Below are 14,916 nucleotides of genomic sequence, written 5' to 3'. Positions count from 1 at the left end.
TCGATTACTCATCTGTCACACAGCCCTCGCTGGCCGACGATACCAGCTTGATGTACTTCCGCAAGACGCCCTTTTCAGCAGCCGGCGGTGGTGCTATCCAGCCCCGGCGACGCTCGGCCAGTTCTTCATCAGAAACGTGCAGGTGCAATACATTGTTGATGGCGTCGATAGTAATGCGGTCACCGTCGCGGACGAGCGCCAGGTTGCCGCCTTCGTGTGCTTCGGGCGTGATGTGGCCGACTACAAAGCCGTGGGTTCCGCCGGAAAAACGGCCGTCGGTAATCAGGGCTACCTTGTCGCCTAAGCCTGCTCCCATAATAGCGGAGGTAGGCTTCAGCATCTCGGGCATACCGGGACCACCTTTTGGGCCTTCGTAGCGGATGACGCAGACGTGGCCGGGTTTAATTTCACCCTTTTGCACAAATTCGATGAGTTGTTCCTCCTTCTCGCAAACTTTGGCTATGCCCTCAAACTTCTCGCCTTCTTTGCCGGTGATTTTGGCCACCCCACCCTGTTGGGCCAGATTTCCGTACAGAATCTGAATATGCCCGGTCTTCTTGATCGGGTTCGACACGGGGCGGATAATCGACTGCGTTTCGAAGTTGAGGTCTGGTGTGTCTGCCAGATTCTCCGCTACTGTTTTGCCGGTTACGGTCATGCAGTGACCATGAATGAGTCCCTGACCGTAGAGGTATTTCGTGACTGACGGCACCCCACCAATGGCCAGCATGTCTTCCATATAGTATTTGCCACTGGGCTTCAGGTCGGCCATATACGGAGTACGGTCACTAATGGCCTGAACATCTTCCAGCGTCAGCGAAACGCCCACCGATTTTGCAATAGCCAGGTAGTGCAGCACCGCGTTGGTTGAGCCCCCTAAAGCCATTACAATCGTCAGCGCGTTTTCAATAGCTTCCCTGGTCATGATGTCGCGGGGCAGCAGATTCAGCTTCAGCAGGTTCAGCATGGCCGCGCCAATTTTGCGGCATTCTTCCTGTTTGCCTTCGTGCGTAGCGGGGAACGTAGAGCTGAACGGCAGGCTCATGCCCATGGCTTCAATGGACGAGGCCATGGTGTTAGCGGTATACATACCACCGCAGGCACCCGCGCCCGGTATTGAGTTCTGAATGACTCCCTTATAATCTTCGTCGCTGATGGTACCGGCTACTTTGCGGCCGTACGCTTCAAACGCCGAAACAATATCTAATTTCTGGCCTTTGTAGCTGCCGGAACGAATGGTACCGCCGTACACCATAATAGCGGGGCGGTTCAACCGGCCGATGGCCATCATCGCACCCGGCATATTCTTGTCGCAACCTACTACGGCAATGACCCCATCGTACCACTGCGCACTTACTACCGTTTCAATGGAGTCGGCAATAAGGTCGCGGGAGGGTAAGGAGTATGACATACCGTCGTTACCATTTGTCATCCCATCAGAAACACCGATCGTATTGAATACAAGACCCACCAGCCCGGTATCGTTTATACCTTTTTTTACGTAAGCAGCTAACCCATTCAGGTGAATGTTACAGGGATTTCCGTCGTACCCGGCGCTGGCGATCCCAATTTGGGGTTTTGCCATATCATCTTCGTTCAGCCCGATGCCGTACAACATGGCCTGGGCGGCTGGATTACTGACCTCCTGCGTTAAGGTAGAACTATAACGGTTAAGTTTAACGGTGGAATCTGCTGTGGCCTGCGACATAAATACGGATTTTAATACTAACAGCGAAATTTCGCTAAAAGCGTAATTGCACTTCAAAGAAAAACCCTATCCAGCGGATATGCAAGAATTACCTGATTAATTATTGCTAAAAACTAAAGCCTGTTAACTTTGGCCTGCATTCATACTGGCGCTAGTTCATGATTACAGAAACATCTTCTTACTACAACGACCTGGAAAAAATGTCGGTCCAGGAGCTACTGACCAACATTAACAAGGAAGATAAAACGGTTCCGCTCGCTGTAGAGAAAGCAATTCCACAACTGGAAGCGCTTGTTCATCAGATAGTCCGGCGCATGAAGGAGGGCGGACGGCTCTTCTACATAGGAGCTGGTACCAGCGGGCGTTTAGGGATTGTCGATGCCTCGGAGTGCCCGCCTACCTACGGGGTTTCACCGGATATGGTCATTGGACTGATTGCTGGTGGGGATAAAGCCATTCGCAGTGCAGTAGAACATGCCGAAGATGACCCTGAGCAGGCCTGGAAAGATCTTCAGCAACATCATATCGACAAGTTGGACACCCTGATTGGCATTGCGGCATCGGGCCGGACTCCCTATGTCATCGGTGGTCTGCAGAAAGCCCGGGCCGAAGGCATCCTGACCGGCTGTGTCGTATGTAACCCCGATTCTCCTGTGGCCCGGGCGGCTGAATTTCCCGTCGAGGTAGTGGTTGGGCCCGAATTTGTTACCGGCAGCACCCGTATGAAATCCGGTACGGCGCAGAAACTGGTGCTGAACATGTTATCTACCTCCGTCATGATTCGGCTCGGTCGTGTAAAGGGCAACAAAATGGTAGATATGCAACTAACTAATAATAAGCTGAAACAGCGGGCCGTTCGTATGGTCGTCAGCGAGTTGGGGGTAAGCCAGGAAGAGGCCGCCGAGCTGCTGCAGCAATTCGGCACCGTGCGGGCAGCCATTGAACACGGACGTGGCCAGGGTTCTTCCGGTGAATAACGTAACTAGATTCTGCTTATGAACGCTATTGTGTTGCGCGATGTGCGCCAGCCGGTCGAACTAATCGAGATGCCCCATCGGAAGGCCGGGCCAGGCGAAGTCGTTGTTCAGCTAAAAGCCGCAGCGCTGAATCACCGGGATGTTTACGTACAGCAGGGTCTGTACCCTGGCATTAAGCTGCCAGTTATTTTAGGGTCTGACGGGGCGGGGGTAGTGACGGAGGTAGGCGAAGGGGTAAATTCACAATGGCTGGGGAAGGCGGTCGTAATCAATCCTGGTCTCAATTGGGGCAGTAACGCAAAATTTTACAGTCCTGACTTCCGAATCCTGGGAATGCCGGATGACGGTACGTTCGCCGAGTATATCCGCATCAACGCTCAATACATTTATCCAAAGCCGGACTATCTATCCTTCGAGGAGGCCTCCACTATACCTTTAGGGGGCGTTACAGCCTGGCGGGCACTGATGACCCGAGGTCGTTTGCAGGCAGGCGACCGGGTGTTGATAACCGGTATTGGCGGTGGGGTAGCGCTGCTGGCAATGCAAATTGCCGTAGCGGCTGGTGCAGAGGTTTGGGTAACTTCAGGTTCGGAGGAGAAACTACAGCGAGCCGTAACGCTGGGGGCTAAGGGCGGGGTTGATTATAAGGAACCTGACTGGGCCAAAACCCTACTGGCAAAAACGGGTGGAGGCAAGGCTGGCTATTTTGATGTAATTATTGACAGCGCCGGCGGGCCGGGTTTTGCCAAACTGCTGGAAGTAGCGGCTTCGGGTGGCCGGATCGTTATATATGGTGGTACAACTGGCAACCTGACCGATCTGCTTGCTCCGCGTATCTTTTTTAAGCACCTGGATATTTTGGGGTCCACCATGGGTACGGGCGAAGAGTTTGCTGCCATGCTTCAGTTTGTCGAAGCCCATCAGCTAAAGCCGGTCATCGACACGGTATATCCGCTGGCGGAAACAGAGGCTGCCTTACGGAAGATGGCATCCGGGGCGCAGTTTGGTAAACTTGTTCTGTCTATCCCCTAATCTGACAAGGAGGTCAAATTAGCTAGCCTGCAGGTCGAGCGGTAGTTCGATGATAAACTCAGTATACTTGTCTGGTTCAGACTCGACAGTTAGTTTGCCTTTATGCAGGGTAGTAATAATTGCACGACTCAGCGACAGCCCCAGACCCGTTCCTTCACCAGTTGGCTTAGTCGTAAAAAAAGGAGTAAATAACTGCTGTTTTACGCGATCGGGCATACCTATTCCGTTATCATGGACCCGGATCTCAACGCATGCGGGTATTCGTCGCGTACTTACGGTAATCTCTGGTATGTAATCGCTGAGGCTCTTCTTTTTCTCATTAACGGCATAGCAGGCATTATTGATCAGGTTCAGGATAACCCGGCTGAAGGCTTCAGGGGCGATTACTACAGACCCCACGCTGGGGTCGAGCTGAAAGCGTAAGGCAACATTAAACTCTTTGTCAATACCCCGCACACCCTGGTAGGCAAGTTTAGTGAATTCTTCTACTAACTGATTCAGCTCTGCTGGTGCCAGATGTGCTATATCGGAACGAGTCTGCGCCAGCATAGTCTGAATAATGCGTTCAGCTCTGCCACCGTTGTCGTGAATTCGGGTTATATTTTCCTGTAGTATGCCAATCAGATAATTCAGCTCCTCGACATCATCGGCTTTAGGCGAGGCCTCCAATTGACCAACAATGTCTTTCATTTCGTCCAGCAGTTCGATGGACAGCTTGGAGAAGTTTAAAATAAAGTTTAGCGGATTCTTAATTTCATGCATAATACCAGCCGTAAGCTGACCGATGCTGGCCAACTGCTCCAGGTGGATTACTTTCTGCTTTAGATCTTCTAACTCCTGGCTCATTCTTTAGGAATATCGGGAGATACAATGGTTAACGATCAGTTTGCTGGATGGCTGAATGAATCTATATGAAGCGAGGGTAAGACTCAACCGAGCCTAATACAGATCGCAGGTGCTGATTGACGCACAATATAGGAATGGAAGCGGCACTAGCTAGAGATTTTCTGGTATAAATTTTTCATTTTCAAAATAGTAAGAACTTTCTCGGAGCGATTTATGGCTAAATATAAACAAGGAGGGGGAGTTATCCACATTCGAATGTGGATAACTCCCCCTCCTTGTTTATCAGGCGTGTCTAGTACACCGAAATAGGATTACCATGTACCTTTGTCGCCGAAGCATCTGAAGGGACTGGTGAAAACAGTTATTACAAAGCTGGAACACAAAATAAACGAACGCCGGTCGGCTGGGCTATTGCGCACCCTGAAGCAGACGGACGATTTAACTGATTTCTGCTCCAACGATTATCTGGGCTTTGCCCGCTCTGCTGAGCTGAAGCAACTGATTCGGGAAGCGGAGGGTAACTGTCCCATTGGCTATACCGGCGCTACCGGCTCCCGGCTGCTGGCGGGCAATACCCGCCTGGCTGAGGAGGTCGAATCGCAGATTGCCGCGTTCCACCGGGCCGAATCCGCTTTACTTTTCAATTCAGGATATGACGCTAATCTGGGATTGATGGCCTGCATCGCTGGCCGGGAGGACACATTAATTACCGATGAACTCATTCATGCGAGCATGATTGACGGGGCCCGGCTCAGTTACGCTACCCGCTACCGCTTTCGGCATAACGATCTCGCCGATCTGGAAAGCATATTAACCAAAGTGCAGGGGCAAACCTACGTGGCTGTTGAGTCGGTGTATTCTATGGATGGCGATTTGGCTCCCCTAATTGAGTTGGCAGATTTATGTGACCGATACGGGGCTGCTCTGCTGGTTGACGATGCGCATGCAACTGGTATTTACGGACCCAACGGGGAAGGCCAGGTAGTGGCATTGGGCCTGGAGGATCGAATACTTGCCCGTATCCATACATACGGAAAGGCGCTGGGAGTACACGGAGCCGCTATTGTCGGTCCGGCAGTCCTGTCGGATTACCTCACCAACTTCGCCCGTTCGTTCATCTACACCACCGCTTTGCCTCCGCATAGCTACCTCGCCATCCGGGCAGCCTATGCCCACCTGCAATGTTGCCCGGAGACTCGTACTCAACTACACAACCGCGTCGCCTGCTTCCGGCAAAAAGCCGCTGAATATCTACCCGAGGCAAGCTGGACCGATAGCCGCAGCCCCATTCAATGCCTGATCGTACCGGGCAACGAAGCTGCCCGGCAGGTAGCCGATGCCGCTCAGCAGGCCGGTTTTGATGTGCGGGCGATTCTGTCGCCCACCGTTCCGGCCGGGCAGGAGCGATTACGTCTTTGTATCCATTCGTTTAATACCGCTGATGAAATAGACCGGCTGCTGGCGGTTCTCCAGAAATCATTAGCCGGTGTACCTACCCTATGAAACCGCAAAAGCAACACCTTATCGTCGCGGGAATCAGTACCGAGATTGGAAAAACCGTAGCGTCAGCCGTGCTTGTCGAGGCCTTGCAGGCCGACTACTGGAAGCCGGTGCAATCCGGCAGTCTGGACGATTCAGATACCCGAACCGTTCAGCAACTGATCAGTAACCCGGTATCGCAATTTCACCCGGAAGCGTACCGGCTCACGCAGCCGTTGTCGCCCCACGCAGCTGCAGCCATCGACGGCGTTGAGATTTCGTTGGAAAATATAACACTTCCTGAAACCGATAACCACCTGATTATCGAACTGGCCGGTGGGCTGATGGTACCCCTGAACAACCGGGATCTGAACATCGATCTGGTACAACGCTGGGGGCTGCCGGTCGTGCTGGTATCCCGCAACTACCTCGGCAGTATCAATCACACCTTATTGTCGGTAGAAGCCTGCCGGAGCCGGCAGATTCCGCTGCTGGGCCTTATCTTCAACGGCCCGGCTACTCCGGCTACAGAATCGTTTATCCTGAGTTACACGGGTCTTCCTTGCCTGGGCCGAATCGAGCAGGAGGAGACATTAACCAAAGCCATTATTTCCCACTATGCAAAACAGTTTACTCGCCTTGCCGACGCTGTCGGAGCGTGACCGGGCCGTCATCTGGCATCCGTTTACCCAGATGCAGACAGCTCCCTTACCAATATCGATTCTCCGGGGCGAAGGGGCGGTGTTGTACGACGAAACAGGTAATGAGTATATCGACGCCATCTCGTCGTGGTGGGTTAACCTGCACGGTCACGCGCATCCTTATATAGCAGAACGAGTAGCCCAGCAGCTTCGCACACTGGAACATGTCATCTTCGCCGGTTTTACCCATAAGCCAGCTGTTGAGCTGGCTGAGCGTCTGTTGCCTATCCTGCCTGGAAATCAGGCTAAAATCTTCTACTCCGATAATGGCTCAACAGCGGTGGAAGTAGCCCTTAAAATGGCTTTTCAGTACTGGCATAATATAGGCCAGCCACGCACCAGAGTCATTGCGCTGGAAGACGCCTATCATGGCGATACCTTTGGAGCTATGGCTGTTGGCGGCCGGAGTGCCTTTACGGCTCCGTTCGTACCGTTCCTATTCGATGTGGACTACATTCCGGCACCTGTGCCGGGTCGGGAAGATGAAGCACTGGCTAAACTGGAGGCACTGCTGGATGAGACTGTGGCGGCTTTTATCTTCGAACCGCTGGTACAGGGTGCAGGGGGCATGGTGATGTACCAGCCTGGGGTATTAGACAAACTGATGCAACTAGCCCGAAACGCCGGCGCTTTGCTGATTGCCGATGAAGTTATGACGGGTTTTGGGCGAACTGGCCGTCTGTTTGCCTCGCATTACCTTACGGAGCAGCCCGACCTGATGTGCCTGTCGAAAGGTCTAACCGGCGGTACTATGGCGCTCGGGGTAACTACCTGCACGAATGCTATCTACGAAGCTTTTTTGTCAGACGATAAGTTCAAAACCCTTTTCCACGGACATTCCTTCACGGCCAATCCCTTGGCTTGCACAGCCGCGCTCGCCAGTCTGGACTTAACGTTGTCCGAAGAAACACAGGCTAACATCCAGCGTATTGCCGACCGGCACGAGCGTTTTAGCCAGGTGCTTCAGGGTTATAGTACCGTGAAGGCTATTCGCCAGCACGGTACTATTCTGGCATTTGACCTGGACGCTGGCGGTCAAACCTCGTACTTCAACAACATCCGGGATGTAGTGTATAACTTCCTGCTGGATCGGGGGGTGCTGATGCGGCCTTTGGGTAATGTCCTTTATATGCTACCGCCCTACTGCATCACCGACGAGCAGTTGACGTACGTGTATGAGCAGGTGGAGGCACTGCTGAAAACGCTATAAACGTGAAGGCCAGCCGTTGAACGGCTGGCCTTCACGTTTATGATTTATCCGGTCAGCATTCAGCTCTGGAGGTGTACCGGTCCATCATCTCGTTGGGGTGAACCTGTAAGACATTGGCCAGTACCAGCAGCACAAGCGTTCGCGATGCAATTTTGCGGGAAATGCCGGCAACGGAGGCAAACAGATCAACGGTAATGCTGTTGTGTTCGCCCAAATGCTTCATCAGTTTCTGCTCTTTATCGCCGTAACTGAAGCGGATGTTCCGGGAGGCTTTTTCTCCTTTCAGAATTTCACGGACCTCTTTGCTGGCCTGAATCGATTTATCATCTACCCGCACGTAGGCTTTTTTGATTTCCTGATTGGTGGGATCTGGGATTACGTAGTGCGGACGGTTTTCGCTGCGGGGCACATGAATCACCAGCACATCGCGTTCGCAGGCCAGTGTTACACGGTCAATGGTGTAGTCAATAGCCGGATAGCAGTATTTCTCAATTGCCCGCGTCAGCAGATACTCGTCTTCGTCGGCGTACTTGAGGCCCTGAATCGTCTTGTCGTCGCCGATGCCAATCAGGAGCGTACCCCCATCTGTATTAGCGAAAGCGACCACCTCCCGTATGATTCGCTCGGGATGATTCGATTTTAATTTAAATTCGAGGTTGCTGCCCTCTCCCTGTCTCACCAGGTCTCTGAGCGCCCTATAGTCCATGTTTGACCTACCCACAGGTTGAGTATTGATCACGTTTAAATATACGGGTCTCCGGGTAATAAACAAGCGGGGGGCGGAGCTATTTTTTTAACAAATTGTAAATTGTTATTTTTAAGTCACCAACCCGCCAACCTTTCTTTTATCCAATCTGTTAATACACGGAAACTCTCGCCGTTTGTTACTTATATAACACAAAAATGCTGCTAAACGTTGCCTTAGTTCTCGGTACATTTCTCTTCATGGAAGGTGTGGCCTGGTTTACCCATAAGTATATCATGCATGGCTTTATGTGGCGTTGGCACCATTCGCACCACAACCACCATAAAGGTTTTCTGGAGGTAAACGATCTCTTCAGTGTGCTGTTCAGTTTTGTGGCGGCCGGGTTGGTAATCGTCGGCCAGCAGGTTCCATCGCTGTGGTTTCTGACCTGGATTGGCATTGGGGTGACGGTGTACGGTATCTGTTACTTTATTTTTCACGATATAATTGTCCACCGGCGAATTAAAATCAAATTCACCGCTCGTAATCCTTATTTGCAGCGGATCATCCGGGCGCATTACGTCCACCACCGGGTTCACGACCGGGAAGGGGCTGAAGCATTCGGCTTTTTATACGCAACCAAAAAATTCGACCACGCCGACAAACGGACCCCGGTCGATCATTCCTCTGCTACCTCATGAATCGCAATGCCAGCCTGCACCGGTTACGTTCCGAAGACTTTGATATTTGTATAATTGGCGGAGGAGCGACCGGCGCCGGCTGTGCCCTTGATGCGGCCACCCGCGGCTTTCGTACCGCCCTGATTGAGCAGGACGATTTCGCGGCTGCTACGTCGGGTACCTCTACCAAGCTGGTGCATGGTGGGGTGCGGTATCTGGAGCAGGCCTTCAAAAATTTTGATCACCGGCAACTGTCACTGGTTCGGAAGGCCCTGCACGAGCGTCGGACCCTGCTTCAGATTGCTCCGCACCTGGTACACCCGTTGGCGCTGCTAACCCCCTGCTTCGATCTGTTCGAGGGTCTTTATTATACCATTGGGTTAAAGCTGTACGATTTGCTGGCCGGAAGCCGCCGGATCAAGCCGAGCGAATGGCTTTCCAAAGAAGAAACGCTGAACCGCTTCCCGGCATTCGACGGCCATCGGCTGCATAGTGCGGTTCTGTATTACGATGGTCAGTTTGATGATGTCCGGCTGAATCTGGCGCTGGTTCAGACGGCGGCTGCCCACGGAGCAGCCGTTGCCAATCATCTGCGGGCCGAGCAGTTTGATGCCGCCCCAAACGGACAACTGAACGCGGTGACGGTAAGAGACCGGCTGACGGGTGAGGTATTTGTGATCCGGGCGAAGGTGTTCATCAACGCAACCGGTACCAATGCAGATACGTTGCGCAGGGTGGCTCAGGCAAACCAGCGCCCCCGGATGCAGGCCAGCAAAGGGGCCCACGTAGTGTTACCGGCCAACGCCATTGCGCAGGGGGAGGCTGCCCTGCTGGTGCCGAAAACGAAAGACGGCCGGGTGCTGTTTGCCATTCCCTGGCGTGGTCACTGGCTGATCGGTACCACGGATACGCCGGCCGATCCATACGAAACACCTTACCTCCAGCCCGATGAAGCCGATTACCTGCTGGAGCACGTCAATAAGTTCCTGAAAGAGCCCGTCACGCTGGGGCAGGTCACTGGTGGTTTTGCCGGACTGCGTCCGCTGCTCCAGCCTGACCAAAACGCCACCCTACAGAAAACGGAAACTCGCAACGTAGTACGAGACCATGAAGTAGAAGTAGATCCTCAGTCGAAACTGGTGAGTATAATGGGGGGGAAATGGACCACCTACCGGTTGATGGCGGAAGAGACCATTGACACCTGCGGGCAACTGCTTGGTCAAGCGTTACCCTGCCGGACCGAAACCATCCCCCTGATCGGAAGCGAAGCGTTTACAGAATCCTTTGGTAATACCTTCACCAGGAAAGAATCCAACCTGCCGGGCAAGGTAGCGGCTCATTTGGTAGATACCTATGGGGTACGGGCCGAAGCGCTGGCAACTTTATGTGCGGCTGAACCTGAACTGACCGAAGGGCTGGTTGATGCCCATCCGTTTATCAGGGCAGAGGTTGTGTATGCGGTGCGGGAGGAAATGGCCCAAACGATGCCTGATATGCTCCTGCGCCGGATTCGGCTGGGGCTGGTCGATTGGCTGGCTACCCTGGAGGTATTACCGGTGGTCGCAGACCTGATGGCTCGTGAACTGGGCTGGACAGCCGCAGAGAAGCAGCAGGAAGAGAGCCGCTTCCGCGCGCATATGGAGGAGGTAATCGGGCAGGCGGGGTTGTCGGCTCCCACCGAAATAAATAAAGCGTAGCCACAGGCTACGCTTCTTCGTATACTGCCTTTTACTGTTTAATACTCGTCTTCGTTGAAGAAGAAATCATCTTTGGTGGGGTAATCGGGCCAGATTTCTTCGATACTTTCATACGGTTGCCCGTCATCTTCCAGCTCCTGCAGGTTTTCTACAACCTCAAGGGGAGCGCCTGAGCGAATTGAGTAGTCAATTAATTCATCTTTAGTAGCTGGCCAGGGGGCGTCTTCCAGGTACGATGCAAGTTCAAGTGTCCAGTACATATTTTTGCTGTTTTTATAACTGATGCTGATTTAGAGGGTGCAAAAGTAAAAAAAAATGATTGCTGAAAGCTTTTTGCCTACATTCTTTTAAAGCGGATATAGGCTGAAGTTATTGCCAATAACCAAACGGCTGTTCATTTGTTTGATTTGCTAATAATAGATTTATTTTTTGAACGACGAAAGAATGGTTGTTGAAATTTGTGCGTATTCTCTGGAGTCGTGTCTGGTTGCTCAGCGTGCCGGAGCCGGCCGGGTTGAACTCTGTAGCAGCCTAAGTGAAGGGGGCCTCACGCCAAGCGCCGGACTGATTCAACTGGCTTGCCGGCAGCTGAGCATCGACCTGTACGTAATGATTCGGCCAAGAGGGGGCGACTTTCTGTATTCGGATACGGAATTTGCCGTTATGCAGGCGGACATTGACATGGCTAAATCGCTGGGAGCAGACGGTATAGTGCTGGGCTTATTAAAAGCCGATGGTACCGTTGATGAGGAACGCACCCGGCAATTGGTAGAACTGGCCCAACCTTTACCGGTCACATTTCACCGGGCCTTCGATATGACCCGCGACGCCGGTGAGGCACTGGAAGCGGTTATCCGGGCCGGAGCCGTTACTATTTTAACGTCTGGTCAGCAGCCATCCGCCGGGCAGGGTATAGAGCAGCTCCGTCAGTTGGTTCACCAGGGCAGTGGCCGCATCAATATCATGGCGGGTGCCGGCGTAAATCGCCAAAACGTAGGCTTGCTCATTGAAGCAGGAGTGCAGGCCGTGCATTTAAGCGGCAAAACCAGCCTGGAGAGTCCGATGACTTTTCGCCGGGCAGGGCTTAGTATGGCTTCTGCGGTGCTGGGCGAATATGAGCGTATCGAGTCGGATGAAGCGATTGTCAGGACCATTGTAGAGGCCACTAAACAACAAAGCCCCACCAGATAGATGGCAGGGCTTTGTGTAAGCAGTGGTCTGTTTACCGGATTACCAGAAGTAAGCGTACAGGAAGGTCAGGATAACTACGATCACCCCGGCACCGAAGGCAAAACTACCGGACGTGCGGAACATAGAGGCATCAATATCCAAGCCTTTCGTACTGGGCTGGGCCAGACTCACCGCGATCATAACGGCCACGCAAATCATAAACACAATTCCCATCCGATCCAGGAATGGAATGCCAGGTGCCAGGAAATGTAAGGCAACGGCTAGTAAAAAGCCACCAACAATAGCGATCAGGGCGGCCATTGAGTTGGTCTTTTTCCAGAAAAAACCCATAACGAAGGCGGCAAAAACCCCCGGCGATACCAGACCGGTCATTTCCTGAATAAACTGAAAGCCTCCCTTTTTGTCGATACCCAGGTACGGTGAGATAACAATAGCGAGAATCATGGAAACAATTACCGCCATACGGCCAATGCGTACCTGCTTGCGTTCACTTGCGTTTGGGTCGATGAATTTATTATAAATATCGAGGGTAAAGATTGTTGAAATACTGTTGGCTTTACCGGCCAGTGACGCTACCACTGCAGCGGTAAGGGCGGCAAACGAAAGTCCTTTCAAACCGGTCGGGAGCAGGTTCAGCAGAACCGGATAGGCATTGTCGGGGTTAAGTTCACCGGCCGACGTCATTTCCTGCTGAAAGAGGCCCTGCTGGTAGAGCGTATAAGCCGCGATACCCGGCAAAATCACAATAACCGGCATCAGCAGCTTCAGGAATGCGGCAAACAGAATACCTTCCCGGGCCGTTTTCAGGTCGGCACCCAAGGCACGCTGCGTAATGTACTGATTACAGCCCCAATAATTCAGGTTAACAATCCACATGCCGCCAATGAGTACAGACAAACCCGGTAAGGACATATAATAGGGCTGATCTTTCGTAAAAATCATGTCGAAATGGTCGGGTACCTTCTCCAGCATCAGACCAAAACCTCTGCCTACTCCCTGGGTACCGAATTGATTTGATACAAGTTCCAGGGCCAGGTACGTAGTGGCCAATCCACCAAGAATCAGGAAGAAGACCTGAATAACATCTGTATAGCCAATGACCTTCATACCGCCAATGGTGATAATGATGGCAAAGACGGCCAGGCCTATCATACAGAGCGTGAAATTCAAACCGGATATAGTGCTGATGGCCAGCGCACCCAGGTAGAGGATGGAAGTCAGGTTCACCACGATGTACAGAAACAGCCAGAATACCGCCATGATGGTACTCACGGTGTTATTATACCGCTTTGTGAGGAACTGTGGCATCGTGAAGATGTGATTCTTCAGATAAATAGGCATAAAAAAAACGCCGACGACAATCAGCGTTGCGGCTGCCATCCATTCGTAAGTGGCGATAGCCAGACCCATCGAAAAGCCGTTGCCCGAAGCACCAATAAATTGTTCGGCGGAGATATTTGAGGCTATTAGCGAAGACCCAATGGCCCACCAGGTGAGGGCACCTTCTGCCAGGAAGAAGTCAGTTGAGGTAGTTTCTCTGGTTTTTTTTCTCTGGTAAATCCAATAACCGTACGAGGCTACAATAATAAAATAAATAAAAAAGACTGCGTAATCGAGGGTTTGAAGCTTTTGCATGATGCCTGCAGCAGGAGTAAACTAGAGTTAATCGCAATTTTAAAGCGGAAATATACTATATTCCTTAGTAAAAGCCGGTCCTCCTGGGTTACAGAAAAACATAGTTTGGTTTTGGAGGGTGTTTGCAAAACCCGTTAAATAGTATAGTTCAGACAGTTGAGTAGGTTTGTTATTCTTAATCTATCTGGCAGGCAGCAGGAGCAGCCCCAGTAGCTTATAACACTATAGACCGGTTGCCGTGGATGAAAACGCGGTCGTTGAAGACCAGCTTCAGCGCTTGTGATAAGACCAGCTTCTCCACGTCTTTGCCTTCTGTCGCCATATCGGCTGCCGTGTGCCGATGGTCAACTTCCTTCACGTTTTGCGCAATAATTGGCCCTTCGTCGAGATCGTTGTTGACGAAGTGGGCCGTTGCGCCAATGATCTTAACGCCCCGCTCATACGCCTGCCGGTACGGGTTGGCTCCGATAAAAGCCGGTAAAAAGGAGTGATGAATGTTGACGATCCGGTTGGGATAGTGCTTTACAAACTCGGCCGTCAGTACGCGCATGTATTTGGCCAGAACCAGGTATTCCGGCTCATAAATTGCCAACGTGCGCAGCATGGCTTCTTCGTGTTCTTCGCGGGTCTTGTGCTCGTGGGAGATGTAATGGAATGGAATGCCAAATTTACTGACTAGCGGCTGCAACACATTGTAGTTGCTGATAACGGCCAGAATATCGGCATCCAGTTCGTTAAAGGCATAGCGGATCAGGAGTTCGGCCAGGCAGTGGTGCTCTTTGGTCACAAAGACCACGATGTTCTTTTTCTTCTTCGGGTTGATGCGCAACGTAATGCCCGGCGGCAGCGTTGTCTGTAACTCGTTTAGCAAAGCCTCATTGTCAAAGTTGCCCTCAAATTCCGTTCGCATGAAAAATTGCCGGGAGGGGCTTACATACTCGTCGTTGCGGATGATGTTCAGTCCGTGGCGGAACAGAACACCGGTTACGTGGTAAATTAAGCCTTTGTTGTCGGGTCCATCCATCAACAAAATATGCTTACTCGTATCAGCCATTGGTCAGAAGCGTGGGATGCA

General features: G+C 52.0%; 14 protein-coding genes. 8 read left to right on the top strand and 6 right to left on the bottom strand.

From position 1 onward, the window contains the following. Positions 1–4: 4 nt before the first annotated feature. Positions 5–1,708: a dihydroxy-acid dehydratase gene (gene ilvD / locus ABD949_RS03945; protein ID WP_345240792.1), complete on the bottom strand. Its 1,704-nt coding sequence runs from the start codon at positions 1,706–1,708 to the stop codon at positions 5–7. Between the two features lie 158 nt (positions 1,709–1,866). Between ilvD and murQ the strand changes: the two genes are divergently transcribed. Both murQ and ABD949_RS03935 read left to right on the top strand, forming a co-directional pair. Then, positions 1,867–2,685 carry an N-acetylmuramic acid 6-phosphate etherase gene (gene murQ, locus ABD949_RS03940; RefSeq protein WP_345240791.1) on the top strand — a complete coding sequence of 273 codons (819 nt, stop codon included), beginning with the start codon at positions 1,867–1,869 and terminating at the stop codon, positions 2,683–2,685. Positions 2,686–2,703: 18 nt separating this feature from the next. Further along, on the top strand, positions 2,704–3,717 hold the full coding sequence (locus ABD949_RS03935; RefSeq protein WP_345240788.1) for a zinc-binding dehydrogenase: 1,014 nt from the start codon (positions 2,704–2,706) through the stop codon (positions 3,715–3,717). Between the two features lie 18 nt (positions 3,718–3,735). Here ABD949_RS03935 and ABD949_RS03930 read toward each other — a convergent pair whose 3' ends face one another. Beyond that, positions 3,736–4,563 (bottom strand): sensor histidine kinase, encoded by an 828-nt coding sequence (locus ABD949_RS03930; RefSeq protein WP_345240786.1) that lies wholly within the window; start codon positions 4,561–4,563, stop codon positions 3,736–3,738. A 324-nt stretch (positions 4,564–4,887) separates the two neighbouring features. Here ABD949_RS03930 and ABD949_RS03925 point away from each other — a divergent pair, with 324 nt between their 5' ends. Genes ABD949_RS03925 through bioA form a run of 3 tightly spaced genes read left to right on the top strand, consistent with a single transcriptional unit; the run spans position 4,888 to position 7,953 of the window. Next, on the top strand, positions 4,888–6,066 hold the full coding sequence (locus ABD949_RS03925; protein ID WP_345240784.1) for an aminotransferase class I/II-fold pyridoxal phosphate-dependent enzyme: 1,179 nt from the start codon (positions 4,888–4,890) through the stop codon (positions 6,064–6,066). Further along, on the top strand, positions 6,063–6,704 hold the full coding sequence (gene bioD / locus ABD949_RS03920; protein WP_345240782.1) for a dethiobiotin synthase: 642 nt from the start codon (positions 6,063–6,065) through the stop codon (positions 6,702–6,704). The genes ABD949_RS03925 and bioD overlap by 4 nt, the downstream gene beginning before the upstream one ends. Beyond that, positions 6,661–7,953: an adenosylmethionine--8-amino-7-oxononanoate transaminase gene (gene bioA, locus ABD949_RS03915; protein WP_425576722.1), complete on the top strand. Its 1,293-nt coding sequence runs from the start codon at positions 6,661–6,663 to the stop codon at positions 7,951–7,953. The genes bioD and bioA overlap by 44 nt, the downstream gene beginning before the upstream one ends. Before the next feature lie 52 nt (positions 7,954–8,005). On the opposite strand, the gene ABD949_RS03910 is transcribed toward bioA, so the two are convergent. Continuing rightward, a complete protein-coding gene (locus ABD949_RS03910; RefSeq protein ID WP_345240780.1) occupies positions 8,006–8,659 on the bottom strand; it encodes an AlbA family DNA-binding domain-containing protein in 654 nt (217 codons plus the stop codon). A gap of 197 nt (positions 8,660–8,856) precedes the next feature. Here ABD949_RS03910 and ABD949_RS03905 point away from each other — a divergent pair, with 197 nt between their 5' ends. Together ABD949_RS03905 and ABD949_RS03900 are read left to right on the top strand one after the other, a co-directional pair. Continuing rightward, complete coding sequence (locus tag ABD949_RS03905) at positions 8,857–9,339, top strand: sterol desaturase family protein (RefSeq protein ID WP_345240778.1); 483 nt, start codon at positions 8,857–8,859, stop codon at positions 9,337–9,339. Beyond that, positions 9,336–11,015: a glycerol-3-phosphate dehydrogenase/oxidase gene (locus tag ABD949_RS03900; RefSeq protein ID WP_345240776.1), complete on the top strand. Its 1,680-nt coding sequence runs from the start codon at positions 9,336–9,338 to the stop codon at positions 11,013–11,015. The genes ABD949_RS03905 and ABD949_RS03900 overlap by 4 nt, the downstream gene beginning before the upstream one ends. A gap of 38 nt (positions 11,016–11,053) precedes the next feature. Here ABD949_RS03900 and ABD949_RS03895 read toward each other — a convergent pair whose 3' ends face one another. After that, a complete protein-coding gene (locus ABD949_RS03895; protein ID WP_009284883.1) occupies positions 11,054–11,275 on the bottom strand; it encodes a DUF2795 domain-containing protein in 222 nt (73 codons plus the stop codon). A gap of 184 nt (positions 11,276–11,459) precedes the next feature. Between ABD949_RS03895 and ABD949_RS03890 the strand changes: the two genes are divergently transcribed. Continuing rightward, positions 11,460–12,206, top strand: a complete 747-nt coding sequence (locus ABD949_RS03890; protein ID WP_345240745.1) for a copper homeostasis protein CutC — start codon at positions 11,460–11,462, stop codon at positions 12,204–12,206. Between the two features lie 39 nt (positions 12,207–12,245). On the opposite strand, the gene ABD949_RS03885 is transcribed toward ABD949_RS03890, so the two are convergent. Together ABD949_RS03885 and purU are read right to left on the bottom strand one after the other, a co-directional pair. Next, positions 12,246–13,841, bottom strand: coding sequence for a sodium/sugar symporter (locus ABD949_RS03885; protein ID WP_345240743.1), 1,596 nt, complete (start codon positions 13,839–13,841; stop codon positions 12,246–12,248). Positions 13,842–14,055: 214 nt separating this feature from the next. Continuing rightward, the gene (gene purU, locus ABD949_RS03880; protein WP_345240741.1) at positions 14,056–14,895 is read right to left on the bottom strand and encodes a formyltetrahydrofolate deformylase; all 840 of its coding nucleotides are present in this window, start codon (positions 14,893–14,895) and stop codon (positions 14,056–14,058) included. Positions 14,896–14,916 lie beyond the last annotated feature (21 nt).

The organism is Nibrella saemangeumensis, from assembly GCF_039541915.1.
Taxonomy (GTDB): Bacteria; Bacteroidota; Bacteroidia; order Cytophagales; family Spirosomataceae; genus Nibrella; species Nibrella saemangeumensis.
This window is presented reverse-complemented; position numbering and strand designations above follow the sequence as displayed.

Excerpts from the sequence above, each read along its gene's own strand:
- ilvD (WP_345240792.1), bottom strand. The coding sequence starts at position 1,708 with ATGTCGCAGGCCACAGCAGATTCCACCGTTAAACTTAACCGTTATAGT.
- murQ (WP_345240791.1), top strand. The coding sequence starts at position 1,867 with ATGATTACAGAAACATCTTCTTACTACAACGACCTGGAAAAAATGTCG.
- ABD949_RS03935 (WP_345240788.1), top strand. The coding sequence starts at position 2,704 with ATGAACGCTATTGTGTTGCGCGATGTGCGCCAGCCGGTCGAACTAATC.
- ABD949_RS03930 (WP_345240786.1), bottom strand. The coding sequence starts at position 4,563 with ATGAGCCAGGAGTTAGAAGATCTAAAGCAGAAAGTAATCCACCTGGAG.
- bioD (WP_345240782.1), top strand. The coding sequence starts at position 6,063 with ATGAAACCGCAAAAGCAACACCTTATCGTCGCGGGAATCAGTACCGAG.
- bioA (WP_425576722.1), top strand. The coding sequence starts at position 6,661 with ATGCAAAACAGTTTACTCGCCTTGCCGACGCTGTCGGAGCGTGACCGG.
- ABD949_RS03910 (WP_345240780.1), bottom strand. The coding sequence starts at position 8,659 with ATGGACTATAGGGCGCTCAGAGACCTGGTGAGACAGGGAGAGGGCAGC.
- ABD949_RS03905 (WP_345240778.1), top strand. The coding sequence starts at position 8,857 with ATGCTGCTAAACGTTGCCTTAGTTCTCGGTACATTTCTCTTCATGGAA.
- ABD949_RS03900 (WP_345240776.1), top strand. The coding sequence starts at position 9,336 with ATGAATCGCAATGCCAGCCTGCACCGGTTACGTTCCGAAGACTTTGAT.
- ABD949_RS03895 (WP_009284883.1), bottom strand. The coding sequence starts at position 11,275 with ATGTACTGGACACTTGAACTTGCATCGTACCTGGAAGACGCCCCCTGG.
- ABD949_RS03890 (WP_345240745.1), top strand. The coding sequence starts at position 11,460 with ATGGTTGTTGAAATTTGTGCGTATTCTCTGGAGTCGTGTCTGGTTGCT.
- ABD949_RS03885 (WP_345240743.1), bottom strand. The coding sequence starts at position 13,841 with ATGCAAAAGCTTCAAACCCTCGATTACGCAGTCTTTTTTATTTATTTT.
- purU (WP_345240741.1), bottom strand. The coding sequence starts at position 14,895 with ATGGCTGATACGAGTAAGCATATTTTGTTGATGGATGGACCCGACAAC.